This window comes from Enterobacter cloacae complex sp. ESBL7 (genome assembly GCF_041679625.1).
GTDB classification, from domain to species: Bacteria; Pseudomonadota; Gammaproteobacteria; order Enterobacterales; family Enterobacteriaceae; genus Enterobacter; species Enterobacter asburiae_B.
In genome coordinates, this window is the sequence record NZ_JBGORN010000003.1 from 232,612 (window position 1) to 256,805 (window position 24,194).

24 protein-coding genes and 1 other annotated feature (1 of these 25 running past the window's edge) are annotated in these 24,194 nt (G+C 56.7%); of the genes, 7 read left to right on the forward strand and 17 right to left on the reverse strand.

Features of this window, described 5'->3' with window-relative positions; all coding sequences use genetic code 11:
• Positions 1–96 (reverse strand) — a sequence feature (Thr leader region); it reaches 22 nt to the left of the window's first position.
• The 3 genes from thrL to yjjY all read right to left on the reverse strand — a co-directional run bounded on the left by thrL (position 35) and on the right by yjjY (position 1,541).
• On the reverse strand, positions 35–103 hold the full coding sequence (gene thrL / locus ACERY3_RS14440; protein ID WP_015572623.1) for a thr operon leader peptide: 69 nt from the start codon (positions 101–103) through the stop codon (positions 35–37). It overlaps the preceding feature by 62 nt.
• A gap of 211 nt (positions 104–314) precedes the next feature.
• The gene (locus ACERY3_RS14445) at positions 315–1,001 is read right to left on the reverse strand and encodes a tRNA/rRNA methyltransferase (RefSeq protein ID WP_029740855.1); all 687 of its coding nucleotides are present in this window, start codon (positions 999–1,001) and stop codon (positions 315–317) included.
• Between the two features lie 399 nt (positions 1,002–1,400).
• On the reverse strand, positions 1,401–1,541 hold the full coding sequence (gene yjjY / locus ACERY3_RS14450) for a protein YjjY (protein WP_085928893.1): 141 nt from the start codon (positions 1,539–1,541) through the stop codon (positions 1,401–1,403).
• Between the two features lie 95 nt (positions 1,542–1,636).
• On the opposite strand from yjjY, the gene arcA reads away from it, so the two are divergent.
• Positions 1,637–2,353 carry a two-component system response regulator ArcA gene (arcA, locus tag ACERY3_RS14455; RefSeq protein ID WP_003856501.1) on the forward strand — a complete coding sequence of 239 codons (717 nt, stop codon included), beginning with the start codon at positions 1,637–1,639 and terminating at the stop codon, positions 2,351–2,353.
• 45 nt (positions 2,354–2,398) lie between these two features.
• Here arcA and creD read toward each other — a convergent pair whose 3' ends face one another.
• The 4 genes from creD to creA are packed head-to-tail and all read right to left on the reverse strand — an operon-like array spanning position 2,399 to position 6,406.
• Positions 2,399–3,751 (reverse strand): cell envelope integrity protein CreD, encoded by a 1,353-nt coding sequence (gene creD / locus ACERY3_RS14460; protein WP_182071488.1) that lies wholly within the window; start codon positions 3,749–3,751, stop codon positions 2,399–2,401.
• A 56-nt stretch (positions 3,752–3,807) separates the two neighbouring features.
• The gene (creC, locus tag ACERY3_RS14465; protein ID WP_373225900.1) at positions 3,808–5,232 is read right to left on the reverse strand and encodes a two-component system sensor histidine kinase CreC; all 1,425 of its coding nucleotides are present in this window, start codon (positions 5,230–5,232) and stop codon (positions 3,808–3,810) included.
• A complete protein-coding gene (gene creB, locus ACERY3_RS14470) occupies positions 5,232–5,921 on the reverse strand; it encodes a two-component system response regulator CreB (RefSeq protein WP_373225901.1) in 690 nt (229 codons plus the stop codon). The genes creC and creB overlap by 1 nt, the downstream gene beginning before the upstream one ends.
• A gap of 14 nt (positions 5,922–5,935) precedes the next feature.
• Positions 5,936–6,406, reverse strand: a complete 471-nt coding sequence (creA, locus tag ACERY3_RS14475) for a protein CreA (RefSeq protein ID WP_087823429.1) — start codon at positions 6,404–6,406, stop codon at positions 5,936–5,938.
• 211 nt (positions 6,407–6,617) lie between these two features.
• Here creA and robA point away from each other — a divergent pair, with 211 nt between their 5' ends.
• On the forward strand, positions 6,618–7,487 hold the full coding sequence (gene robA / locus ACERY3_RS14480) for an MDR efflux pump AcrAB transcriptional activator RobA (protein WP_023310333.1): 870 nt from the start codon (positions 6,618–6,620) through the stop codon (positions 7,485–7,487).
• Here robA and gpmB read toward each other — a convergent pair.
• Positions 7,484–8,131, reverse strand: a complete 648-nt coding sequence (gene gpmB, locus ACERY3_RS14485) for a 2,3-diphosphoglycerate-dependent phosphoglycerate mutase GpmB (protein WP_023310332.1) — start codon at positions 8,129–8,131, stop codon at positions 7,484–7,486. The genes robA and gpmB overlap by 4 nt on opposite strands.
• Before the next feature lie 50 nt (positions 8,132–8,181).
• On the opposite strand from gpmB, the gene yjjX reads away from it, so the two are divergent.
• A complete protein-coding gene (gene yjjX, locus ACERY3_RS14490) occupies positions 8,182–8,697 on the forward strand; it encodes an inosine/xanthosine triphosphatase (protein WP_373225902.1) in 516 nt (171 codons plus the stop codon).
• 28 nt (positions 8,698–8,725) lie between these two features.
• Here the strand turns inward: yjjX and trpR are convergent, their stop codons facing one another.
• Positions 8,726–9,055 carry a trp operon repressor gene (gene trpR / locus ACERY3_RS14495; protein ID WP_039260875.1) on the reverse strand — a complete coding sequence of 110 codons (330 nt, stop codon included), beginning with the start codon at positions 9,053–9,055 and terminating at the stop codon, positions 8,726–8,728.
• A 55-nt stretch (positions 9,056–9,110) separates the two neighbouring features.
• Positions 9,111–11,048 carry a murein transglycosylase gene (sltY, locus tag ACERY3_RS14500; protein ID WP_048975080.1) on the reverse strand — a complete coding sequence of 646 codons (1,938 nt, stop codon included), beginning with the start codon at positions 11,046–11,048 and terminating at the stop codon, positions 9,111–9,113.
• 227 nt (positions 11,049–11,275) lie between these two features.
• On the opposite strand from sltY, the gene ettA reads away from it, so the two are divergent.
• A complete protein-coding gene (gene ettA, locus ACERY3_RS14505) occupies positions 11,276–12,943 on the forward strand; it encodes an energy-dependent translational throttle protein EttA (protein WP_006810191.1) in 1,668 nt (555 codons plus the stop codon).
• Between the two features lie 90 nt (positions 12,944–13,033).
• Here the strand turns inward: ettA and ACERY3_RS14510 are convergent, their stop codons facing one another.
• Positions 13,034–13,933, reverse strand: coding sequence for a LysR family transcriptional regulator (locus ACERY3_RS14510; protein WP_214580010.1), 900 nt, complete (start codon positions 13,931–13,933; stop codon positions 13,034–13,036).
• A 108-nt stretch (positions 13,934–14,041) separates the two neighbouring features.
• Here ACERY3_RS14510 and ACERY3_RS14515 point away from each other — a divergent pair, with 108 nt between their 5' ends.
• Positions 14,042–15,043 (forward strand): zinc-binding alcohol dehydrogenase family protein, encoded by a 1,002-nt coding sequence (locus tag ACERY3_RS14515; RefSeq protein ID WP_058840511.1) that lies wholly within the window; start codon positions 14,042–14,044, stop codon positions 15,041–15,043.
• Between the two features lie 96 nt (positions 15,044–15,139).
• On the opposite strand, the gene nadR is transcribed toward ACERY3_RS14515, so the two are convergent.
• The 3 genes from nadR to serB form a co-directional block, all read right to left on the reverse strand.
• Complete coding sequence (gene nadR, locus ACERY3_RS14520; protein ID WP_006810194.1) at positions 15,140–16,372, reverse strand: multifunctional transcriptional regulator/nicotinamide-nucleotide adenylyltransferase/ribosylnicotinamide kinase NadR; 1,233 nt, start codon at positions 16,370–16,372, stop codon at positions 15,140–15,142.
• A 37-nt stretch (positions 16,373–16,409) separates the two neighbouring features.
• Complete coding sequence (radA, locus tag ACERY3_RS14525; protein WP_014068810.1) at positions 16,410–17,795, reverse strand: DNA repair protein RadA; 1,386 nt, start codon at positions 17,793–17,795, stop codon at positions 16,410–16,412.
• A gap of 74 nt (positions 17,796–17,869) precedes the next feature.
• The gene (gene serB / locus ACERY3_RS14530; RefSeq protein ID WP_023310325.1) at positions 17,870–18,838 is read right to left on the reverse strand and encodes a phosphoserine phosphatase; all 969 of its coding nucleotides are present in this window, start codon (positions 18,836–18,838) and stop codon (positions 17,870–17,872) included.
• 117 nt (positions 18,839–18,955) lie between these two features.
• Here serB and ACERY3_RS14535 point away from each other — a divergent pair, with 117 nt between their 5' ends.
• Complete coding sequence (locus ACERY3_RS14535) at positions 18,956–19,600, forward strand: YtjB family periplasmic protein (RefSeq protein ID WP_032660794.1); 645 nt, start codon at positions 18,956–18,958, stop codon at positions 19,598–19,600.
• 39 nt (positions 19,601–19,639) lie between these two features.
• A complete protein-coding gene (lplA, locus tag ACERY3_RS14540) occupies positions 19,640–20,656 on the forward strand; it encodes a lipoate--protein ligase LplA (protein ID WP_058840510.1) in 1,017 nt (338 codons plus the stop codon).
• Positions 20,657–20,717: 61 nt separating this feature from the next.
• Here the strand turns inward: lplA and deoD are convergent, their stop codons facing one another.
• The 3 genes from deoD to deoA form a co-directional block, all read right to left on the reverse strand.
• Entirely contained in the window at positions 20,718–21,440 is a 723-nt protein-coding gene (gene deoD, locus ACERY3_RS14545) for a purine-nucleoside phosphorylase (RefSeq protein WP_058840509.1), read from the reverse strand.
• 124 nt (positions 21,441–21,564) lie between these two features.
• Positions 21,565–22,788 (reverse strand): phosphopentomutase, encoded by a 1,224-nt coding sequence (gene deoB / locus ACERY3_RS14550; RefSeq protein ID WP_058840508.1) that lies wholly within the window; start codon positions 22,786–22,788, stop codon positions 21,565–21,567.
• A 53-nt stretch (positions 22,789–22,841) separates the two neighbouring features.
• Positions 22,842–24,164 (reverse strand): thymidine phosphorylase, encoded by a 1,323-nt coding sequence (gene deoA / locus ACERY3_RS14555; protein ID WP_058840577.1) that lies wholly within the window; start codon positions 24,162–24,164, stop codon positions 22,842–22,844.
• Positions 24,165–24,194: the final 30 nt, after the last annotated feature.

Below are 24,194 nucleotides of genomic sequence, written 5' to 3' on the forward strand. Positions count from 1 at the left end.
AGGTGCGGGCTTCTTTTTGTTTTTCCTGTACGCGTCAGCCCGCATCGTTACCTGTGGTAATGATGATGGTTGTAGTAATGGTGGTGATGCTGATGCGTTTCATGGATGTTGTGTACTCTGTCATTATTATCTGTCTGTCCTGTATTCTTTTAGGGTTAAAGGATCGGGCACCTTAAGTCAACGAATTTTTAATTTGATCACAATTCGGGAGACTCTCACGTCCCGCTGTTTGCAGATTTATTTTCATCCGATTCGCCCAATAGCAACCCTTCCTGACAGACTTATTCGCCATAGTAAAAACTTATGACAGGATTTTACTCTGCCAATTTTTTTTCAATATCGTGCAGCAAACGGTGCAGCATTGCGGTGTCCCGCTGCTCAAGACGGCCCAAACGCTGCTGCAGCCAGTCAGCCATTTTCTGATCGTCCGCTACCCCCAGCTGAGACAAGAGTTGCTCAACGCGAGCGCGCAGCGCAGCCAGCTGATTTTCATTTGCCCCTTCTGCCGGAGGCTGGGGGATTTGTATTAGGGAGGCTAATTGATAGCAATAGACCATGACCGCCTGGCCTAAATTCAGGGAGGGATAATCGGCGACCATCGGCGCACCGGTAAGAACGTCCGCCAGCTCCAGCTCTTCGTTGGTCAATCCGGAATCTTCGCGACCAAACACCAGCGCGGCTTTATCCAGCCACTGGCTTTTCTCGCTCAGCATCGGCACCAGCTCCGCTGGCGTGGCATAGTAATGGAACTTCGCACGGCTGCGCGCGGTGGTCGCAACGGTAAACGAAATGTCGTGCAGCGCATCAGCAAGCGTCGCGTAAGTGGTTATATTATCGAGGATATCTCCCGATCCGTGCGCTACCCAACGTGCCGCAGGCTCCAGGTGGGCAGTGCTGTCCACGATACGTAAATCGGTAAAACCCATGGTCTTCATGGCGCGCGCGGCAGCGCCTATATTTTCGGCTCTGGCTGGGGCAACCAGTACAATCGACAGATGCATTTATGCTCTCTTTTTAATCAGTTAGCGGGTTAAAATGTGATGCACTTCAACATATTACGCAGCGCGAATTTACAAAATTGCAACACAAATCACCGAAATAGCGTTTCATAACAAATTAAAAACGCTAAACTATTCCTTGTCTGAACAATCAGTTAGAATGTTAACAGAACACTATTATCCCTATGTTTTATAATGATAATAGCAACATGAATACCCTATTCTGATTGGATTCGCTTCGTTTATAAATCAATGTCCGCAACTAGTTGGTTTATTGAAAAATTGTGACAAAGGCTAGCATTCCGCTACGATGATTTCATCAAACTGTTAACGTGCTACAATTGAACTTGATATATGTCAACGAAGCGTAGTTTTATTGGGTGTCTGGTGTCACTTAGCCTGTTATGTTGCTGTTAAAATGGTTAGGATGACAGCCGTTTTTGACACTGTCGGGTCCAAAGGGAAAGTACCCAAGACCAAGCTAATGATGTTGTTGACGTTGATGGAAAGTGCATCAAGAACGCAATTACGTACTTTAGTCACGTTAAGCCGATCATGTTAATTTGCGACATGCATCAGGCAGGTCAGGGACTTTTGTACTTCCTGTTTCGATTTAGTTGGCAATTTAGGTAGCAAACATGCAGACCCCGCACATTCTTATCGTTGAAGACGAGTTGGTAACACGCAACACGTTAAAGAGCATTTTCGAAGCAGAAGGCTACGATGTCTTTGAAGCGACCGATGGCGCAGAGATGCATCAGATCCTTTCTGAAAATGATATCAACCTGGTGATCATGGATATTAACCTGCCGGGCAAAAACGGTCTTCTTCTGGCGCGCGAACTGCGCGAGCAGGCGAACGTCGCGTTAATGTTCCTGACGGGCCGTGATAACGAAGTTGATAAAATTCTTGGCCTGGAAATCGGTGCGGATGACTACATCACCAAGCCGTTCAATCCTCGCGAGTTAACCATTCGTGCACGCAACCTGCTGTCCCGCACCATGAACCTGGGTACGGTCAGCGAAGAGCGTCGTAGCGTAGACAGCTACAAATTCAACGGCTGGGAACTTGATATCAATAGCCGTTCTCTGATTAGCCCGAACGGTGAGCAGTATAAACTGCCGCGCAGTGAATTCCGCGCGATGCTGCACTTCTGCGAAAACCCGGGCAAAATTCAGTCCCGTGCAGAGCTGCTGAAGAAAATGACCGGCCGTGAGCTGAAACCGCACGACCGTACCGTAGACGTGACCATTCGTCGTATTCGTAAGCATTTCGAATCTACGCCAGATACGCCGGAAATCATCGCCACGATCCACGGCGAAGGGTATCGTTTCTGCGGCGATCTGCAGGAGTAATCCCGCAGTTAACGCATTAAAAAACGGCGCATTTGCGCCGTTTTTTTATTTCCAGATCCGCATCGTATCGTCATCCGGTGCTGCGGGTGGCTCAGGTCGCTTCGGCTGAGAGAGCGAGTACCAGTCGAAATGCCGGGTCAGGTACATCACCGCGAACAGCGCCAGCGCGAGAACCGCTGACCCCAGCAGCAGCGCGCTGTCCTCCGAGCGCAGCAGGAACCACATCACAACATCCAGTCCGAGGAGTGCCAGCACAAACAGCCCGCTGCGTTTCCAGCTTTTCAGCACGGCCTGCAGGTACATTCCGTTCATCGCTGCGCCAACCAGGCTTGCAACAATCCAGGCTGGCGTAAACCCGACGTGTTCAGACAGCGCCAGCAACACCAGATAGAACAGGACCAGCGACAGCCCCACCAGCAGATACTGCATCGGATGAAGGCGTAATCCGGTTAAGGTTTCGAAGACAAAGAAAGCCATAAACGTCAGCGCAATCAGCAAAATAGCGTATTTAATTGCCCGGTCGGTCAATTGATACTGGTCGGCTGGCGTCGCTACCGTCACGCTAAAGGCCGGGAGCGCCTCCCACTCCGGCGACTCCTTGCCGTAGAACCAACTCTCAAGGTTATTTGCAAACCAGCTGCTCTGCCAGTTCGCCTGGAAACCAGACTCACCTATCTGATGCTTAACAGGGAGATAATCGCCCATAAAACCCGGATGCGGCCAGTTGCTGTTGAGCGTCATTTCGCTATTACGCCCTACCGGCACCACCGCAAAACTGCCGGTTCCCGCCAGGCTGAGGGACATATCAAGCGCAAACGTTTTGGCTTCCAGCGCTTTGTCGGTCAGCGGGATGTGGATCCCAGCAAGCGCACCGTAGACGCCTGAACCGGGTTCCACGCTTAGGGTCTCACCATTAATTTTAGAGATACTGACCGTGCCAATACCCCGCGCGTCGCCGACGCCCGTCACGATAAACGGCTGCCCTGTCGCGATCGTTTCCCCTTTCAACTGCTTCAGCTCTTCGGTATTAAACTGCGCTTTTATCTTCAGGTCCGTGTTCCAGATCTGCCCGTCATAGATACCAATATTTCTCGACTCAACGCGCTGGTTACCTTCAATAACCAGAGATTCCGGCAGAATGAAATGCATATAGCTTTTCTTGTATTCGACCTTCTTCTCGTCCTCTATCTTGTAAAAGATCTCCGTCATCGGAATCGCAATCATCGGGCCGACCAGTTTTTGCGGTCCGCTGGTACTCTGGCGAAGCGTATTTTCGACATCATTGCGGTAGCTCTCCCGCTCTGATATCAGGTTACTGACCATAAACAGCGGAACTAACAGCAGCAGGATGCACCCCAGCAGGGTGCTAATTTTCCAGAACAGTGGGGATTTCATCATTACGTCTCCTTTGTGATGAGGAGAGCGTAACCAGGCCGTGTGGGGTCAGTTTGAAGTTATGTGAAGGGACGGTGAAGTATCAGCGTGGCCATCACGCCACCTTCATCACGATTACGCAATGTAATCTCTCCCTGATGCAGACGCGCCACCTCCTGAACAAACGCCAGCCCGAGCCCGCTGCTCTTCAATCCGTTCTCCCGCGGCAGAGAATAAAAGCGCTCAAAAATACGATCCAGCGCGTAATCCGGGATCCCGCTTCCGCTGTCGGTGACGATCAGCTGTATCTGCCCCTGCACTTCCCGGGCCGCCAGTTCAATGGCGCCGCCCTGCGGCGTAAAATCGATAGCGTTATCCAGCAAATTACCGAGCGCCTGCTCGAGCAGGTCGGGATCGCCTTCAACATGAAGCGAAGCGGGCTGGAGGGTCAGCCTAATCTCTTTTGCCGCCAGCAGCGCCGAGCGCGCGTCGGCAAGACGCGTAAACAGCAGGTCGACGCGGACGGTCTGAGGCGTAATCTCGACGCGATTTTCAAGCCGCGCCTGGGTGAGCAGTTTTTCAACCAGCGACTGCATACGCGCGTTTTGCACCAGAATATTATCGATAAACCGCGCGGCCACCTGCGGCGGCGGCTGCTCGGAGAGAATTTCTGCCGCGCCGCGTATGGCGGCGATGGGGCTTTTCAGCTCGTGGGTCAGCGCATGGGCATAGTGTTCAATGTAGTTTTTCCCTTCAAGGCGAATGCGCATATTCTCCAGCGCCTGGGCCAGCTTGTGCAGTTCGCTACTGCCAGGATTAGGCAGCGGGAGAGGCGTATCCGTGGTCACCGAGTCGGCATAGCGCGATAACGTCGCGATAGATCGATTGATCCACCACGCCACAACGAGGCCAATCAGCAGGGCAATGCCGAGCAGCGCCCCGCCTGCCCACAGGATCCGCCGCTCGCTGCGATGGATAACCGGTGCCATCGCGCTGTTAGGTTTCCCGACCGACACCACGCCGATAATCTTGTCCTGCTCCACAACCGGCGCGGCAACATACATCACCGTGCTTTCCGGATCGTCGGGATGGCTTTGCGTACTGCGCGCGCCGTATTCGCCGCGAAGCGTCAGCCAGACGTCGTTCCAGCGCGAGTAATCTTGCCCCACGGCCAGACCGGCGGAATCAAACACGACGCGACCCTGCGCATCGGTCATGTAGACGTGGTACTCGTTACGCACTTTATGAATCCCGCCGATATTGGCGCGGAAGGGGCGCTGATGAAGCTGAGAAAAGGCCTGCGCCAGTTTACCCTGCTGCGCATGGCCCGAAAGCAAATCATCACGCCCAATTTCAGCCAGCAGGGTCGCGGTATCGATTAACGTGCCCTCGGTTGCCCTGCGCACGCCGGGCTTTACTTCCTGAACAAAGATCGACAGCACAAACCACGCGGCGATGGCCACGATCAGGAAGTACCCCAGCAATAGCCGCATCCCAATGCGCATCAGTAAAGGCCCAGACTGTAGCCCATACCGCGATGGGTGCTGATGGGTGACAGTTCCTCGTTCACCGCCCGCAGTTTGGCGCGTAGGGTTTTGATGTGGGTGTCCACGGTACGATCGAAGCTGTCGCCGTCTTCACCCCACACCTTGTCCATGAGCTGCTGACGAGAAAAGACCCGCCCGGGGGCCTGCAACAAGGTTTTGAGCAGCAAGAATTCGTAGCGGGTCAGAGGCAGTGCTTCACCGTACCAGCTTATACGCGCGGCAGGCTCGTTCAGTTCAAACTGCCCGATACGCAACGTTTCTGCTGGTGCGGCGGATTTCTGCATGCGCCGTAAAATCGTCCGCACCCGGGCGCAGACTTCACGAGGGGAGAAAGGTTTCGCAACGTAGTCATCAGCGCCCATTTCCAGGCCAAGCAGCTTGTCTACCTCATCACTGCGCGCCGTCAGAAACAGCACGGGCAGTGAGGGATGCTGCGCCAGCAGCTGGCGGCAAAGCTCAAATCCACTGATGTCCGGCAGCCCGACGTCCAGAATGGCGAGCGCCGGAGCCTGCCGCCGCGCCGCCTCCAGCACGGGTAAACCGCGTTCAAACGCCTTTACCGCGAATCCTTCCTGCTGAAGCATGTAGATCAGCGTATCGGCGATACTGGTTTCGTCTTCAACCAGCCAGACCACAGGTTGTTGCATGATTCATCCCTGAATTAATGCCACGGCATAATCGGCACCGCGCTGATCGCGTTTTTCGGCGAGCCTTCCACCACTTTGTCAGAGTAGGCAAGGTACGCCAGAGTGTTGCGTTTGGCATCATAGAAACGCACCACCTGCAGTTTTTTGAACACCAGCGAGGTCCGTTTCTGGAACACAACGTCGCCCTGCGCTTTGCCGTTTTTAATTTTATCGCTCAACTCAACCGGCCCCACCTGCTGACAGGAAATCGCCGCATCGGAGGTATCTTCCGCCAGTCCCAGCCCGCCTTTGATACCGCCCGTTTTCGCGCGGCTGACGTAGCAGGTGACGTTTTTCACGTCCGGATCGTCAAACGCCTCCACCACGATTTTGTGGTCCGGGCCGAACATTTTGAACACGGTATCGACGGAGCCAATCTGTTCTGCCTGCGACACGCGCCCGACCATCAGCATCAACGCGGTGAAGATCAAAGTCTTGTATTTCATATTGTTACCATTCTTTAAAATTACACTGAGCGATTATTCAACACTTTAGACAAAAATGTAGCAAGATCACAGGATTAGAATATATCTGCCTGTAATGTGCTCTAAAAAGCATGAATGCGCAAAAAAAACACTGAATGCTAAAACATCAAAAAATGCTATTATCCGCTAACCTGTTATCAGGCACCTGCTGTTTTAAGGATGAGGATAGTATATGGATCAGGCTGGAATTATTCGCGACCTGCTCACCTGGCTGGAAGGTCATCTCGACCAGCCTTTGTCACTGGATAATGTGGCGGCTAAAGCAGGCTATTCCAAGTGGCATCTGCAAAGGATGTTCAAGGATGTCACCGGTCATGCTATCGGGGCCTATATTCGCGCACGTCGTTTATCAAAATCTGCTGTGGCATTGCGCCTGACCGCGCGGCCTATTCTGGATATTGCCCTGCAATATCGTTTCGATTCACAGCAGACCTTCACCCGCGCCTTCAAAAAACAGTTCTCGTTGACGCCAGCGCTTTATCGTCGCTCGCCTGACTGGAGCTCGTTTGGCATGCGTCCGCCGCTGCGTCTGGGCGAATTCGCAATGCCGAAATATGAAATTGTCGCGCTGCCGGAAACCCATCTGATCGGCACGACACAAAGCTACTCCTGTTCACTGGAGCAGATTTCAGAGTTCCGTCATCAGATGCGCGTCCAGTTCTGGCGCGACTTCCTGAGCCACGCACCGACGATCCCGCCAATCCTGTATGGCCTCAACGAAACGCACCCAAGCCAGGAAAAAGACGACGAGCAGGAGGTGTTCTACACCACCGCGCTGACGCCCGAGATGGCCAACGGGTATATTCAGGGTTCGAAGCCAGTCGTGCTGGAAGGCGGCGAATACGTGATGTTCGCCTATGAAGGGCTGGGAACGGGAGTTCAGGAGTTTATCCTGACCGTTTACGGAACCTGCATGCCGATGCTAAATCTGAATCGCCGTAAAGGTCAGGACATTGAGCGCTACTACCCGGCGCAGGATGCCAAACCGGAAGAAGGCCCAATCAATCTGCGTATGGAATTCTTGATTCCGATACGTCGTTAACGCTGCAGTTCGTCAAGCGCAGGGGCATCAAGATGCGAAATGTCCCCTGCCATCTCTACTACCCAGCCCGACGCCAGCCACGCGCTTTCCTGATAATCAATCCGGGAAATGGAGCAGTTGCGCAGGCGCAAACGGCGCTCAGCGTAAGCCGGTAACCCCAGAATAGTGCTCACCAGGCAACCCAACGCAATCCCGTGACTCACCAGCAGCGGACGGCTTCCCGCCGGAAGCTTCAGGCATTCCGCCAGTGCGGCATGCATGCGTACGCTCAGCTCCTGCATGGATTCGCCTTCAGGAATACGGCCATCTTCGGTACCGTTCACCAGCGTGCGGCGCCAGCCCTCCTCCGCTTCCGTCAGCGTATCGATATGGCGTTTCTCCAGCACGCCCATATCCAGCTCGCGCAGGCGCGGCTCCAGCATAACGTCACAGCCGCAGGCATCTGCGATGATGCGCGCCGTCTGCTGTGTGCGACCTAAATCGCTGGTGATCACATGGGTAATGCCCAGCGTTCTGGCGCGTTCCGCCACCTGCCACGCTTGCTGCACACCCTTCTCGGTGAGAGGACTGTCTGACTGGCCTTGAATACGTCGCTCGGCGTTCCACTGCGTTTCACCGTGGCGAACAAGGTATACCTGTAACATGCTTTTTTTCCGTTATACTGCGATGAGTTTTTTTTGAATCGAGCTTAATTATGCACCATGTTGTCTCTGCTACCACTAATCCTGCCAAAATTCAGGCAATTCTAAGGGCATTTGACGAGATCTTCGGCGCAGGATCCTGCCATATTGAGGCCATCGGCGTCGAGAGCGGCGTTCCTGAACAGCCGTTTGGCTGCGAGGAAACGCGCGCTGGCGCACGAAATCGCGTGGCAAACGCAAAGGCCGCGGCACCGAATGCTGACTTTTGGGTAGCGATTGAAGCAGGTATCGACGAAGGCGCAACCTTTAGCTGGGTTGTCATCGAAAGCCGCGAGCAGCGCGGTGAAGCGCGTTCGGCCACCCTGCCGCTGCCGGAGATCATTCTGGAAAAAGTCCGTGCGGGTGAAGCGCTCGGGCCGGTGATGTCGCAGTACACCGGAATCGATGAGATTGGCCGTAAAGAAGGGGCGATTGGCGTCTTTACCGCAGGTGCGCTGACGCGTTCAGGCGTTTATCATCAGGCCGTGATTCTGGCCTTAAGCCCGTTCCATAACGCGATTTATCGGTAAGTTTTTTTGGCCGGATAAGGCAAAGCCGTCATCCGGCGTCTTTCAGCAATACCGCTTCCAGCCACTGGCGCAGCTCAACCGGGGCCGACTTCAGGCTGTTCGAGCCGCGGGTGATCGTTGCAATGCCCGCGCCGAGCTCATTTTTCAGCTCGCGCTGGCTCATCTCCCCGCGCAGCAACTCTTCAATAATCCGCACGCGGGTGCCCAACGCCTCACGCTCGTCCGGCGTGAGCATCAGCTGCATCAGGGGTAAATGCAGATCCTGTTCGTAAGACTGACGCAGCAGCTCCACAAAACGAAGCCACTCCAGATGACGTTGTTCGGCCATTGCCGAGGAATACGGGGAATGCTGGGTCATGTTATGCTGCCTCTTGTACTCTTTAGCGAGTACAGCATAACACAACCCACGCCGATCAGTAACGTCTCTGCCACTCGGCATCGCTCATCAGGGTATCTTTCTGCCCCATGAAGTAGCGATAGTAAGCGTCATAGGCCAGCACGTTCTTCACGTAGCCGCGCGTTTCCGAGAACGGAATGCTCTCCACAAAAGCCACGGCGTCGATGCGTCCGGCGCTGTTGCCGAGCCAGGTCCGCACGCGCCCAGGACCCGCGTTATACGCCGCAGAAGAGAAGATGCGGTTATTGCCGAACTGCTGATACACGTACTGGAGATAGCTGGTACCGATGTTGATGTTGGTATCCGGATCCAGAAGCTGCGACGGACTGCTGTAGCCCGGAATATTAAACATCTTCACCGTGTGCGTCGCCGTGCCCGGCATAATCTGCATCAGGCCGCTGGCGCCCACCGGGGAACGGACTTTCGGGTTCCACGCGCTCTCCTGACGGGCAATCGCCATCGCGTAGCTTTGCGGGATATCTTTGCCGCTGGTATAGCGATCGAACAGATCTTTGTACGCCAGCGGGAAACGCTCTTCCAGATGATCCCAGAGCTTACCGGCGATCGTCGCCTGCACGCTGAGATCCCACCAGTGATTATCAAACGCATAGCGGGCAAGCTGGGCTTTCTCATCGGTGGTGCGGCTGGTCACCAGATTCGCCCACTCGCTGCGCGCGGTGTTATCCATATTCCAGTACATCAGCTCGCGAACGCGCGCCATTTCTGGCCCCTGCGTCAGCGCCGGGTTCGCGTTGGCAGGCGCTTTATCTATACGGAAGGTGTATTCCTCGCCCAGACGCTGCGCGGCAGCCATTGGGTAAAACCCGCGCTGCTGCATCAGCGAATGGAGGATCTCTTTGGCCTCATCATCACGACCGCGCTCCATCAGCAGATCGGCCTGCCAGTAGCGCCATTCGTCTTTCTCTTTGGCCTCCATGGGCAACCGCGCGAGCCAGGTATTCAGCCCACGGCGATCGCCCGTGCCCAGCGCCATGCGCACGCGGCGTTCCACCAGCGACGTAGAATTCGAACGCATAATGGCATCGTCACGCCAGCGCGCCTGTTCATCGGTCACATCGGTGCCCATCAGTCGCCACGCCACGATGTCGCGCAGCTCCTGGGTTTGCTCCTCATTGAGCTGCTGCGCCTGCACCAGCTGCGGGATCATCAGCCGCGCGTTTTCGACATCGTCACGCGCCACGCTGGCAAAGGCCACCGCCGCCATCTGGCGGGTAAAATCGGTCGCGCCCGTACTGCGGGCAAAGGTCAGGACGCTGTTTGGATCGTTAGCCAGCGAGATAACCGCCGTGGAGATCGTCTGGTAATCGGACGGCATCTGCCCCGCCAGCGTGGTCACCAGACGCGTGTTACCGGCTTTCATCGCCAGACGGATGCGTTCAAGATAGGAGAGCGGATCCTGCTTGCCGGAAGCACGCCACGCGCTAAACAGGGAATCACAGGCGTTCGGCTGGTTTTTTCCGGTCAGCCAGAGCTCTTTCGCTCCGGCCCAGGCCTCTTCCTGCTGGCCGGTCGCCCATTTCGCGTAGTAATAGTTACACTGGGCTTCGGTGGCATTCGGCTTCTCAGGGCTAAACGCCAGCAGGCCGCGCCAGTCTTCGCGACGCGCCAGCTCATTCACAAAACGAGACTGGAGATTTCGGGCAGGCGGCAGGGTCGGGTTCGCCTGAATGAAGTTATTCACGGTGACGGTAGGCTGGTTCATCAGGTCGTCCGTAATCTGGCGATACTCCAGATACGGATACAGCGGATAATCCTTTAGCGTCGGCATCAGCGCCTGCACGGTATCCATCTGCTTGTTGTCCCACGCCTGTTTAATCTGGGCGTAGCGGTTACGTTGTTCATCCAGTGAATCGGCATGCACCGCCTGGCTTACCGCCATTACGCATACGCTGGCAGCCAGCAGACGCCAGACCACCCGTTTGGCTTTTTCCACAAGCTCTTCCTCATTGTTTTTTCGTCAATTGCAGCGTCTTGCCACGTCAAAGTCTAATTAACTTATGCTAACCAGGCATCCTTCAACGCGCCACGTCATGGACACTTTTTTACCTTTCTTGCGCGTTTTAACACTCCCGACGTTCCTGGCTGGGATTAGGACGTGAAAAAGGCTACACTTCGAGGCTGAAATTCCTTCTCATTACGATAAAAGAGGCGAAGTCCAACGTGGCTCAATTCGTTTATACCATGCATCGTGTCGGCAAAGTTGTCCCGCCGAAACGTCATATTCTTAAAAATATCTCGCTGAGCTTCTTCCCGGGCGCAAAAATCGGTGTTCTGGGTCTCAACGGTGCCGGTAAGTCCACCCTGCTGCGCATCATGGCCGGGATTGATACAGACATCGAAGGTGAAGCCCGTCCGCAGCCTGGCATCAAGATTGGTTACCTGCCGCAGGAACCTCAGCTGAACCCGGAACACACCGTTCGCGAATCCGTTGAAGAAGCGGTTTCCGAAGTGGTTAACGCGCTGAAAGGTCTGGATGAAGTGTATGCCAAATACGCTGAGCCGGATGCGGACTTCGACAAGCTGGCCGCGCAGCAGGGCAAGTATGAAGAGATCATCCAGGCGCACGACGGTCACAACCTGAACGTGCAGCTGGAGCGCGCGGCTGATGCCCTGCGTCTGCCGGACTGGGATGCGAAAATCGCGAACCTCTCCGGGGGTGAACGCCGCCGCGTGGCGCTGTGCCGCCTGCTGCTGGAAAAACCAGACATGCTGCTGCTCGACGAACCGACTAACCACCTGGATGCAGAATCCGTGGCGTGGCTGGAGCGCTTCCTGCACGACTTCGAAGGCACCGTTGTGGCGATTACCCACGACCGTTACTTCCTCGACAACGTCGCCGGCTGGATCCTGGAGCTGGACCGCGGTGAAGGTATTCCGTGGGAAGGCAACTACTCTTCCTGGCTGGAGCAGAAAGATCAGCGTCTGGCGCAGGAAGCTTCTCAGGAAGCGGCGCGTCGTAAGTCTATCGAGAAAGAGCTGGAGTGGGTGCGTCAGGGCGCGAAAGGCCGTCAGTCTAAGGGCAAAGCCCGTCTGGCACGCTTCGAAGAGCTGAACAACACCGAATACCAGAAACGTAACGAAACTAACGAACTGTTTATTCCACCTGGAGCACGTCTGGGGGATAAAGTGGTTGAAGTGACCAACCTGCGTAAGTCCTACGGCGACCGTCTGCTGATCGACGACCTGACCTTCTCCGTACCAAAAGGCGCTATCGTTGGTATCATCGGTCCGAACGGCGCGGGTAAATCTACCCTGTTCCGCATGATGTCCGGTCAGGAACAGCCTGACAGCGGCTCTATCACCCTGGGTGAAACCGTGAAGCTGGCCTCCGTTGACCAGTTCCGTGACGCAATGGATAACAGCAAAACCGTGTGGGAAGAAGTCTCCGGCGGTCTGGATATCATGCGTATCGGCAACACCGAGATGCCAAGCCGCGCCTATGTTGGCCGCTTTAACTTCAAAGGCACCGACCAGGGCAAACGCGTGGGCGAGCTGTCCGGCGGCGAGCGCGGTCGTCTGCACCTGGCGAAGCTGCTGCAGGTGGGCGGTAACGTTCTGCTGCTCGATGAACCAACAAACGACCTGGATATCGAAACCCTGCGCGCGCTGGAAAACGCCCTGCTGGAGTTCCCGGGCTGTGCGATGGTTATCTCGCACGACCGCTGGTTCCTGGACCGTATCGCGACCCACATCCTGGACTATCAGGACGAAGGTAAAGTGGAGTTCTTCGAAGGTAACTTCACCGAATACGAAGAGTACAAGAAACGCACGCTGGGCGCCGACGCGCTGGAGCCGAAGCGTATTAAGTACAAGCGTATTGCGAAATAAAAGCAAAACGGCAACTTCGGTTGCCGTTTTTATGTTCGTACCCTCTCCCCGTGGGAGAGGGCCAAGGTGAGGGCATCAGGCCGCACAAAATCACCCACCCACGTAATACCGCTTCACCTCGTCAAACTGCATCGCAAAGTCGATATAGCTCATCAGCGCAGGCGAATTCAGCTTGCGGCTTGGGTAGGCCAGCCAGAGATCGTTACCTTCAACATTCCACTCCGGCAGCACCTGAACCAGCGCCCCTTTTTCAATTTTATCTTCTACCAGGAAGGCGGGAAGCAGCGTGATCCCCGCCCCGGCAATCGCACACTCGCGGGCGTAGACCAGATTATCGGTCATGTGCGCGTTATCCGGCAGGTAGCGGTAATCCTCGCTCTCGCTTCGCAGAAGCCACTCCGACCACGCTCGGTGCGTAATGCAGCGGTGCTCCACCAGCTGACGGGGATGCGTCAGCGGATCCCGACGCGCCAGATAGTCCGGTGAAGCCAGCATATAACGCGGGCAGTGCCCGATCATCCGGCCAATCAGGGAGGAGTCCTGCGGCTTACCGGTACGCAGCGCTACGTCAAAACCGGCCTCGACCAGATCCACCACGTCATCAGAGATCGACACATCCAGCGAAACGTCAGGATAGCGAAGCTGAAACTCGGCATTCATGTGCGCCAGCAGCGTCGCCCCAATTCCCGCCGGACAGGTGATCCGCAGCCGCCCGCTGGGGTTTTCGCGCAGCCGCTGAATGGCGTACTCGGCCCGCTCGCTGGCAGCCAGCATTTCGCGACAGTGCACCAGATAGTGCTCGCCCGCAAACGTGAGGCTAATCCTGCGCGTGGTGCGGTTCAGAAGGCGGATACCCACCTGCTGCTCCAGCTGGCTAATTCGCTGGCTAACGCTGGATTTCGGCAGTTCGGCTTTCTGCGCGGCAGCGGTAAAGCTGCCCATCTCCGCCACCAGCGCGAACAGCGCCATATCCTGCAGCTGCTTAAACATGATTGTTCATCCTGTACGAACGCTGAGTTCTTGATTGTCCATCTTATCACGCAGCTGGCCACTTTATAGACTAGCCTCAACAAAACGCATGCTATTGAGGAACACACCATGTCTGTTAAAGCTATTGCCGTTAACCCAGAAAATCCGTCCATCTTCATTGAAATCACCCCGCCAATGCCGCGGCCCGGCGAGCACGATCTGCTGGTAGAGGTGAAGGCCGTCTCCGTTAACCCGGTCGATACCAAAGTCCACGCGGGCATCGCTAAAAACGGGCTGAACGAACCGCGCATCCTCGGCTGGGATGCCAGCGGGATCGTCAAAGCGGTTGGGGCTGGCGTGACCGGATTTAAGCCGGGTGACGAGGTCTGGTACGCGGGCGACATCACCCGCCCGGGCAGCAACACCACGCACCAGCTGATTGATGCACGCATAGTCGGCCACAAGCCTGCCAGCCTCGGCTGGGCGGCTGCCGCTGCACTGCCGTTGACCGCTCTCACCGCGTGGGAAGGTCTGTTTGAACGCCTGAACATTCAGGATGCCGGGGCGGACAAAACGCTGCTGATCATCGGCGGCGCGGGCGGCGTGGGATCGCTGGCGATCCCGTTTGCGAAGCACAACAGCAAGGTGAAGATCGTCGCAACCGCTTCCCGGGAAGATTCCGCCCGATGGTGCCGCGATCGCGGGGCTGACGTTGTCGTCAACTACCGCGACCTGAAGGGTGAACTGGCGAAACACGGACTCACCTTTGTGGATTACATTTTCATCCTCAACGACACCGACGGGCACTGGGATGCGGTCAGCGAACTGATTGCGCCTCAGGGGCATATCTGTTCCATCGTTGAGAATGAACGTCCGCTGAACCAGGACAAGCTGAAGTCCAAATCCGCTGCCCTGCACTGGGAATTTATGTACACCCGCAGCATGTACCAGACCGCTGATATGGCGCGTCAGGGGGAGATCCTCAATGAGGTGGCAAAACTGGTGGATAACGGCGTGGTGGAAAGTTCGCTCAGCGAAACGCTGCACGGGCTGAGCGTGGAAAGCATTACCGAGGCGCACCGTAAAGTGCTGGAGGGACATATGCGGGGGAAAGTGGTGGTTGAGTTCTGAGTGGATTGATGCCCTCACCCCGGCCCTCTCCCACAGGGAGAGGGAGGTTAAAGTCCCCTCTCCCTGTGGGAGAGGGTTAGGGTGAGGGGTAAGTTTTTACCCCTGCTCCCCCATCATCTCCTTCACCAGCTCGACGCAGCGCAGGAAGCGGGAGTCGTAGTCCGACTCTTCCACATGGACAAACTCAACGTTGTTTTCGTTGAGCATCTCCACCAGCATGGACTGGAATTCCCGTCTGTCCACGGAGCTGCCGAGGCTGCGCATGCCGTCGGCCACCCATGGGGTGTTGTTTTCCAGTAGGATCACCAGGTCAAAGCGGTATTCGTCAATCAGCGCCTGCACGAACGGGTGCTCGCGCCCTTCGTATTTTTTACAGAACGCCTGTGTAGTCACGAAATCGGTATCGATAAACGCCACTTTGTTGGCGTATTTGACCGCAAAATCAATGTACTGGGCATGACCGAGCGCGATTTTGTCGTAGTCGGAATACTGCAGCGCCATCTCGTCGCCGCCAAGGTGCGAGAAGACATAATCGCGGCCGTACTCCCACGCGCTGGTGGTGTTGAAGATATTCGCCAGCTTGTTGACCAGCGTTGATTTACCGCTCGACTCGCCGCCCAGGATCGCGACGGTACGCACGAAGAACGGCTTCACCTCAGTCGGGATGTAATCCCAGTAGCGGAACGGGTTCTCGCGGATCTGCGCTCCGCTGATGTTCATAAAGGTACGTTTCGGGTCGATCAGCACCGTCTCGATGCCCAGATGCTCGCGGAACTGCGGCGCGTCGGACTCTTCAGAGGTGTAGATCCAGTTCGGCGCAATGCCCTTCTCTTCCATAAACGCTTTGATGCCGTTGCTCCACACGTCCCAGCCGTGCGGATACGGCTCCATGCCCTCTTCGTTAAAGGCATGAATACGAATATTTTTCTGATACTTAAAGGTCTGGAGCAGCCAGCGCAGGCGGTCCGGCACGGTCGGCTGCTGCGACATGGCGCTGTCTTCAAACAGCTGACGGTCGCGGGTTTCGTCGTAGCCCATGATGATGTGCAGCTCGTCAACCTGGCTACAGGCGCGCTGGATCAGATAGATATGTCCGGTATGCAGGGGGTAAAACTTGCCGAACACCACGCCGATGTTCTTTTGCATACGCGGGAACTCCAGCCCCAGAAAGCGGTGCAGCGCTTCCAGCTTCTGCGCGCTGGGGCTTTTGATTTTGGCGTTCAGCAGCTGGCTCAGGTAGCCTTTGGTCATGCCGCTGGCGTCCGCCACCTGCTGCAGCGTGCAGCCCTTCTGGCGGATTGCGGTCTTGATGTAGTCAAATGATGACATAAATTACGGTGCCTCCTGCAAAATCAAATTTACGTAATTATAAGTCGTCAAAGACATTTAACGCATCTGCGAGTTTTTTCACGCCAAATACCTGCATCCCTTCCGGGATCTTTTTCGGCACGTTGGCGGCTGGAACTATCGCCCGGCGGAAACCGTGTTTTGCCGCCTCGGAGATACGCTCCTGGCCGCTGGGTACCGGACGGATTTCCCCGGCGAGGCCCACTTCGCCGAAGACCACCAGGTCCTGCGGCAGCGGCCTGTCGCGCAGGCTGGAGACCATCGCCAGCAGCAGCGCCAGGTCTGCGCTGGTCTCCGTGACTTTGACGCCGCCGACCACGTTAACGAAGACGTCCTGATCCGCCATCTGCAGCCCGCCGTGACGGTGCAGCACCGCCAGCAGGATCGCCAGACGGTTCTGTTCCAGACCGACCGCCACGCGCCGCGGGTTGCCCATCATCGACACGTCCACCAGCGCCTGAATTTCAACAAGCAGCGGGCGCGTCCCTTCCCACAGCACCATCACCGAGCTGCCGGAGGTGATCTCATCGCCGCGGCTCAGGAAAATGGCTGACGGGTTGCTGACTTCGCGCAGCCCCTGTTCGGTCATGGCAAACACGCCCAGTTCATTCACCGCCCCAAAGCGGTTCTTGTGGCTGCGCAGGGTACGGAAACGGGAATCCGCGTCGCCGTCGAGCATCACGGAGCAGTCGATACAGTGTTCAAGCACCTTCGGTCCGGCCAGCGAGCCGTCTTTGGTCACGTGGCCGACCATCACAATCGCCACGCCGCGCGTTTTGGCAAAGCGCGTCAGGTAAGCCGCGGTTTCACGCACCTGCGCGACGCTGCCCGGCGAGGACTGAATGTCCGCCATGTGCATCACCTGGATGGAGTCGATCACCATCAGCTTCGGCTGCTCTTCTTCGGCAATCATGCAGATCTGCTCGATGCTGGTTTCGGAGAGCATGTTCAGGTTGCCGGTCGGCAGGCCCAGACGGTGCGCGCGCATCGCCACCTGCTGCAGAGACTCTTCGCCCGTGACGTACAGGGTTTTCATCTGTTCGGCAAGCTTGCAGAGCGTTTGCAGCAGCAGGGTCGATTTACCCGCGCCCGGGTTACCGCCGATCAGGATCGCGCTGCCCGGCACCACGCCGCCGCCGAGCACGCGGTCAAACTCTTTGAATCCGGTGGAGAAGCGCGGCAGCTCTTCGAGGCTGATGTCCGAAAGTTTTTGCACCTTCGCCACGCCCGCGTTACCGGCATAGCCGCTCAGGCGCTCATTGCGCGCCACGCTCGGCGAAGCCGCCACACCACGCACTTCGGTGATGGTGTTCCAGGCATGACAGGCGCTGCATTGCCCCTGCCAGCGCGGATAATCCGCACCACATTCATTACAGACAAATGCGCGTTTTGGAGCTTTCGCCACGGTTTACCTCGTTATTTCTGTGCGGCCTGCGTGCCGGGTGGCGCTTACGCTTACCCGGCCTACAAAGCAGGCCGTTATTTCTGATTAATGCTGCCGGAGAGAATGCAGAACACCCCCATCAGGTCAGCGTGACGGATAGTGACTTCCGTCTTTTCATTCACTTTTGGCTTGGCATGGTAGGCAATGCCCAGACCGGCGGCTTTGATCATCGGCAGGTCGTTCGCGCCATCGCCGATGGCGACGGTCTGGACAACCGGAATTTCATATTTTTCCGCCAGACGCGTCAGCGTATTGGCTTTGTACTGGGCATCTACGATATCGCCAATCACCTGGCCGGTCAGCTTGCCGTCCATGATCTCCAGCTCATTGGCCACCACGGTGGTCAGATGCAGTTTTTCCCGCAGGTAATCCGCGAAGAAGGTGAAGCCACCGGAGGCGATCGCCACCTTCCAGCCGAGGGACTGCAGCTTCAGCACCAGCTGCGTCAGCCCTGGCATCAGCGGCAGCACGTCGCGCACCTGGCGCAGAATGTTGGCGTCGGCCCCTTTCAGGGTCGCCACGCGCTGGCGCAGGCTGGCGGTGAAGTCCAGCTCGCCGCGCATCGCACGTTCGGTGACTTCCGCCACCAGCTCGCCGCTGCCCGCCAGCTTCGCAATCTCGTCAATACACTCGATCTGAATGGCGGTTGAGTCCATGTCCATGACCAGCAGGCCCGGGGTTTTCAGGTGTGGAATTTTGCCCAGCGGCGCGACGTCAAGCCCGGCGTCATGCGCCAGACGCGTTGCGCGCTGCGTCAGGGAACCCGCCAGGCGAATAACCTGGTAGTCTTCCACGCACCAGGCGGCGACGATGACCATTGCCGCACCCAGCTTGCTTTGATACTGGGTCAGGCGTTGCTTATCCAGACCGCGTCCGTAGAGGAGCCAGCCGCTACGACCGGCGTGGTAATCCAGAGGCATCACCTCATCGCCACTTAAAGAGAGCGGCAATCCTGGCCATAAAGAGACATCCGTTGGCAGGTCACACCAGGTAATGTTCGGCATTAAAGCTCCTGTAATTTCGTTCGCGCCGGAAGGTTGCAGAGGGAAAATAACGCATGAGGCTACCCTGTAACCATCACTTCTGGCAACATTAAGCCGTAAATTTTCAGCAGGTGGAATATGGCTCGCGCAAAACTGAAATTCCGGCTCCATCGCGCCGTGATTGTCCTTTCCTGTCTCGCACTATTAGTGGTGCTGATGCAAGGGGCATCGTGGTTTAGCCAGAACCATCAACGGCAACGCAACCCGCAGTTTGAAGAGCTGGCCCGCACGCTGGCACGCCAGGTGACGCTCAACGTCGCGCCGTCCATGCGTACCGAAACGCCGGACGAGAAGCGGATAGGCCAGGTTTTACGCCTGCTCACGGAGAATAGCCGCATTCTTGATGCCGGCGTCTATGATGAGCAAGGCAACCTGATTGCCCGCGCGGGCGAGCACGTCGACGTGCGCGACAGGCTGGCGCTGGACGGGAAAAAAGCCGGGGGCTACTTTAACCAGCAGATTGTCGAACCTATTCAGGGGAAGAATGGCCCACTGGGCTATCTGCGCCTGACCCTCGATACCCACACCCTGCCTACTGAAGCCAAACAGGTCGATAATACCACCAATATTCTGCGCCTGATGCTGCTGCTTTCACTCGCCATCGGCGTTGTGCTGGCGCGCACCCTGCTTCGCGGCAAGCGCTCGCGCTGGCAGCAATCCCCGTTCCTGCTGACCGCCAGCAAATCCGTCCCCGAAGACGAAGAGAGCGAGAAGAAAGATTAGTGATAAAGTAGGCGAACGATTCGGAAAAGGAACTTTGCAATGACGACGTTACGCCTGCTTATCTCTGACTCTTACGATCCCTGGTTTAATCTCGCGGTAGAAGAGTGCATCTTCCGCCAGATGCCCGCCACCCAGCGCGTACTGTTTCTCTGGCGTAACGCCGATACGGTGGTCATCGGCCGCGCGCAAAACCCGTGGAAAGAGTGCAACACCCGGCGTATGGAAGAGGACAACGTCCGCCTGGCGCGCCGCAGCAGCGGCGGCGGCGCGGTGTTTCACGATCTGGGCAATACCTGCTTCACCTTTATGGCGGGTAAACCGGAGTACGACAAAACCATCTCAACGTCCATCGTCCTCAACGCGCTCAATTCACTCGGCGTAACGGCGGAAGCGTCCGGGCGTAACGATCTGGTGGTGAAAACCCCCGAGGGCGACCGGAAGGTCTCCGGCTCCGCCTATCGCGAAACAATGGATCGCGGGTTCCACCACGGCACCCTGTTGCTGAATGCTGACCTGAGCCGTCTGGCGAACTACCTGAATCCGGATAAGAAAAAGCTCCAGGCCAAAGGAATTACCTCCGTGCGCGGCCGCGTGGCAAATCTGGTGGAGCTGCTGCCGGGAATTACTCACGAGCAGATTTGCGATGCCATCCGTGACGCGTTCTTTGAACATTACGGCGAGCGCGTGGAAGCAGAAGTCATCTCCCCTGAAAAAATCCCGGACCTGCCCAACTTCGCCGAAACCTTCGCCCGCCAGAGCAGCTGGGAGTGGAACTTCGGTCAGGCTCCTGCGTTTTCCCATTTGCTGGACGAGCGTTTTACCTGGGGCGGCGTGGAGCTGCATTTTGACGTGGAGAAAGGCCATATCACCCGCACGCAGGTGTTTACCGATAGCCTGAACCCGGCACCGTTAGAGGCGCTGGCGGCACGTTTGCAGGGCTGTTTGTACAGGGCGGATATGCTGCAGCAGGAATGCGACGCGTTGATCGGGGATTTTCCGGAGCAGGAAAAAGAGCTGCGGGAGCTGTCGGCGTGGATTGCACAGGCCGTGCGCTAGGTACGGTCTGGTGCCCTCACCCCTGCCCTCTCCCACAGGGAGAGGGAGGGAAGAGACAGAATTACTCTTTATCGCCCAGCAGAACGGATTCCAGCGCGATTTTGATCATGTCGTTGAAGGTGGTCTGACGCTCGGCAGCGGTGGTCTGCTCGTGGGTACGGATGTGGTCAGACACGGTGCAGATGGTCAGCGCTTTCGCACCAAACTCAGCCGCGACGCCGTAGATACCCGCCGCTTCCATTTCAACGCCCAGAATGCCGTATTTTTCCATCACGTCGAACATCTCGCCGCCGTCCGGGGCATAGAACAGGTCAGCAGAGAAGATGTTACCCACGCGCGCTTCAACGCCCAGCGCGTTTGCCGCGTCAACCGCGTCACGCACCATGCCGAAGTCAGCAATCGCCGCGAAGTCATGGTCTTTGAAACGCATGCGGTTAACTTTGGAATCGGTGCAGGCACCCATGCCGATAACGATGTCGCGCAGCTTAACGTCCATGCGCACCGCGCCGCATGAGCCAACGCGGATGATTTTCTTCACGCCGAAGTCGGTGATCAGCTCTTTGGTGTAGATGGAGCAGGATGGGATACCCATGCCGTGGCCCATAACGGAAATTTTGCGGCCTTTATAGGTACCGGTGAAGCCCAGCATGCCGCGAACGTTGTTCACTTCACGCACGTCTTCCAGGAAAGTTTCTGCAATGTGCTTCGCGCGCAGCGGGTCGCCCGGCATCAATACGACGTCAGCGAAATCACCCATTTCTGCGTTAATGTGAGGAGTTGCCATCTTCAGTTCCTTATACATTGTTGTTTTTGCCGGGTGGCGGCTACGCCTGACCCGGCCTACATTCTGTTCTCCCTCTCCTTGTGGGAGAGGGTCGGGGTGAGGCATCAGGCCGCACCCAATCCGTTTAGAACATGGCCTTGCCATATTCCATGTCAGACGTACCAAAGTATTTCGCCAGGGTCTGGCCGATGTCCGCGAAGGTTTCACGGTGACCGAGCGAGCCCGGCTTCACTTTCGGGCCGTACACCAGCACCGGAATGTGCTCACGGGTGTGGTCGGTACCGGTCCAGGTTGGGTCACAGCCATGGTCCGCGGTCAGAATCAGAATGTCATCTTCACCCACCAGCTCCATCAGCTCCGGCAGACGGCGGTCGAACAGCTCAAGACCCGCTGCATAGCCCGCAACGTCGCGACGGTGGCCCCAGGAGGAGTCGAAGTCCACGAAGTTGGTGAAGACAATGGTCTTGTCGCCCGCTTCTTTCATCTCTTTGATGGTGGCATCGAACAGCGCATCCAGACCGGTGGCTTTCACTTTTTTGGTGATGCCGCAGTTGGCGTAGATATCCGCGATTTTACCCACGGAAACCACGTGACCGTCTTTCTCTTCAACCAGCTTCTGCAGCACGGTTGGCGCCGGTGGCTCAACCGCCAGGTCGTGACGGTTACCGGTACGCTGGAAGTTACCCGCTTTGTCTCCGATGAACGGACGCGCGATCACGCGGCCAATGTTGTAGCCGCCTTCGGTCAGCTCTTCACGGGCGATTTCGCACAGCTCGTAGAGTTTATCCAGGCCAAACGTCTCTTCATGGCACGCAATCTGGAACACGGAGTCAGCAGAGGTGTAGAAAATCGGCTTGCCGGTTTTCATGTGCTCTTCGCCGAGCTGATCCAGAATCACGGTACCGGAAGAGTGGCAGTTACCGAGGTAGCCCGGCAGGTTGGCACGCTTCACCAGCTTATCGAGCAGCTCCTGCGGGAAGCTGTTTTCGTGATCGGAGAAATAACCCCAGTCAAACAGCACCGGCACACCGGCGATTTCCCAGTGGCCAGACGGGGTGTCTTTACCGGAAGAGAGCTCGTGAGCCCAGCCATAGGCGCCCACGACTTCCGCGTTGCCGTCCATACCGGCTGCGATTTTACCGGTAGAACCTTCATGCGCTTTCACCAGACCGAGGCGGGTCAGGTTAGGTAGAGTCAGAGGGCCTTTACGACCGTTGTCCGCTTCGCCTTTTGCACAGGCTTCCGCGATATGGCCCATGGTATCGGAACCCACGTCACCAAAACGTTCTGCATCTTCGGTTGCGCCGATGCCGAATGAGTCCAGCACCATAATAAATGCACGTTTCATAATTGTTCTCCGTACGTAGTGCTTCAAAAATTATCGATCAGATCAGTATACCGCTATTCGGTGATACGGCGATAGACAGTCGGTGTGGTTTCCGGCGCTTTATCGTCAAGCGTAATTGCCGCTTTCACCGCTTTAGCCGCTTCCTGCCAGCTGGCTTCGTCTTTCGCGTGGATCATCGCAAGCGGACGTTGACCGTCAACGCTGTCGCCCAGACGGGCCATATCGGTAAAGCCGACGCTGTAATCAATGGTGTCTGACGCCTGACGACGGCCGCCGCCCATCGAGACCACCGCCATACCCAGCGCACGGGTGTCCATTGCAGAGACAAACCCTTCGCTATCGGCATACACCGCTTTGCTGAGCGTCGCGGTTGGCAGGTATTTCGCGTAGTTTTCGACGAAATCGGTCGGGCCCTTCTGGGCTGCAACCATGCGGCCAAAAATATCCGCCGCTTTACCGTTATCCAGCACCGCCTGCAGTTTCGCGCGGGCTTCTGCGTCGTCTTTGGCCAGCTTGCCGGAGATTAACATCTCAACGCACAGCGCCATGGTCACGTCGAACAGACGCGGGTTGCGGTATTCACCGGTCAGGAACTGCACCGCTTCACGCACTTCGACGGCGTTACCGGCGCTGGACGCCAGAACCTGGTTCATGTCGGTGAGCAGCGCGGTGGTGCGCACGCCCGCGCCGTTGGAGACGCCAACGATCGCTTCTGCAAGCGCAGCGGAAAGTTCATAGGTCGGCATAAACGCGCCGCTGCCGACCTTCACGTCCATCACCAGCGCGTCCAGCCCTTCAGCCAGTTTCTTCGCCAGGATAGAGGCGGTAATCAGCGGGATGGAGTCAACGGTCGCGGTGATGTCGCGGGTCGCGTAGAAACGCTTGTCTGCCGGAGCAAGAGAGCTGGTCTGGCCGATAATCGCCACACCAACGTCTTTAATAATGTCGCGGAAGCGGTTGTCGTCCGGGAAGATATCGAAGCCCGGAATGGCTTCCAGTTTGTCGAGGGTACCGCCGGTGTGGCCCAGGCCGCGCCCGGAGATCATCGGGATGTAACCGCCACAGGCTGCAACCATTGGGCCGAGCATCAGAGACGTCACGTCGCCCACGCCGCCGGTGGAGTGTTTATCCACGATCGGGCCGTTAAGATTAAGGCTTTTCCAGTCCAGAACGGTTCCTGAATCTCGCATCGCCATGGTCAGCGACACGCGCTCAGGCATCGACATATCGTGGAAGAAAATGGTCATCGCCAGAGCCGCAATCTGCCCTTCTGAGACGGTGTTATCACGAATGCCGTTGATGAAGAAGCGGATCTCTTCATCGCTTAATGCATGACCATCACGTTTTTTACGAATAATTTCTTGTGCGAGAAACACGGTAACCTCCATGCGGAATCGGGAGAGTTG

Bases quoted from the DNA above. Each gene is read 5' to 3' on its own strand.
- ACERY3_RS14445 (WP_029740855.1), bottom strand. From the start codon at position 1,001: ATGCATCTGTCGATTGTACTGGTTGCCCCAGCCAGAGCCGAAAATATA.
- arcA (WP_003856501.1), top strand. From the start codon at position 1,637: ATGCAGACCCCGCACATTCTTATCGTTGAAGACGAGTTGGTAACACGC.
- creD (WP_182071488.1), bottom strand. From the start codon at position 3,751: ATGATGAAATCCCCACTGTTCTGGAAAATTAGCACCCTGCTGGGGTGC.
- creC (WP_373225900.1), bottom strand. From the start codon at position 5,232: ATGCGCATTGGGATGCGGCTATTGCTGGGGTACTTCCTGATCGTGGCC.
- creB (WP_373225901.1), bottom strand. From the start codon at position 5,921: ATGCAACAACCTGTGGTCTGGCTGGTTGAAGACGAAACCAGTATCGCC.
- creA (WP_087823429.1), bottom strand. From the start codon at position 6,406: ATGAAATACAAGACTTTGATCTTCACCGCGTTGATGCTGATGGTCGGG.
- robA (WP_023310333.1), top strand. From the start codon at position 6,618: ATGGATCAGGCTGGAATTATTCGCGACCTGCTCACCTGGCTGGAAGGT.
- gpmB (WP_023310332.1), bottom strand. From the start codon at position 8,131: ATGTTACAGGTATACCTTGTTCGCCACGGTGAAACGCAGTGGAACGCC.
- yjjX (WP_373225902.1), top strand. From the start codon at position 8,182: ATGCACCATGTTGTCTCTGCTACCACTAATCCTGCCAAAATTCAGGCA.
- trpR (WP_039260875.1), bottom strand. From the start codon at position 9,055: ATGACCCAGCATTCCCCGTATTCCTCGGCAATGGCCGAACAACGTCAT.
- ACERY3_RS14510 (WP_214580010.1), bottom strand. From the start codon at position 13,933: ATGTTTAAGCAGCTGCAGGATATGGCGCTGTTCGCGCTGGTGGCGGAG.
- ACERY3_RS14515 (WP_058840511.1), top strand. From the start codon at position 14,042: ATGTCTGTTAAAGCTATTGCCGTTAACCCAGAAAATCCGTCCATCTTC.
- nadR (WP_006810194.1), bottom strand. From the start codon at position 16,372: ATGTCATCATTTGACTACATCAAGACCGCAATCCGCCAGAAGGGCTGC.
- serB (WP_023310325.1), bottom strand. From the start codon at position 18,838: ATGCCGAACATTACCTGGTGTGACCTGCCAACGGATGTCTCTTTATGG.
- ACERY3_RS14535 (WP_032660794.1), top strand. From the start codon at position 18,956: ATGGCTCGCGCAAAACTGAAATTCCGGCTCCATCGCGCCGTGATTGTC.
- lplA (WP_058840510.1), top strand. From the start codon at position 19,640: ATGACGACGTTACGCCTGCTTATCTCTGACTCTTACGATCCCTGGTTT.
- deoD (WP_058840509.1), bottom strand. From the start codon at position 21,440: ATGGCAACTCCTCACATTAACGCAGAAATGGGTGATTTCGCTGACGTC.
- deoB (WP_058840508.1), bottom strand. From the start codon at position 22,788: ATGAAACGTGCATTTATTATGGTGCTGGACTCATTCGGCATCGGCGCA.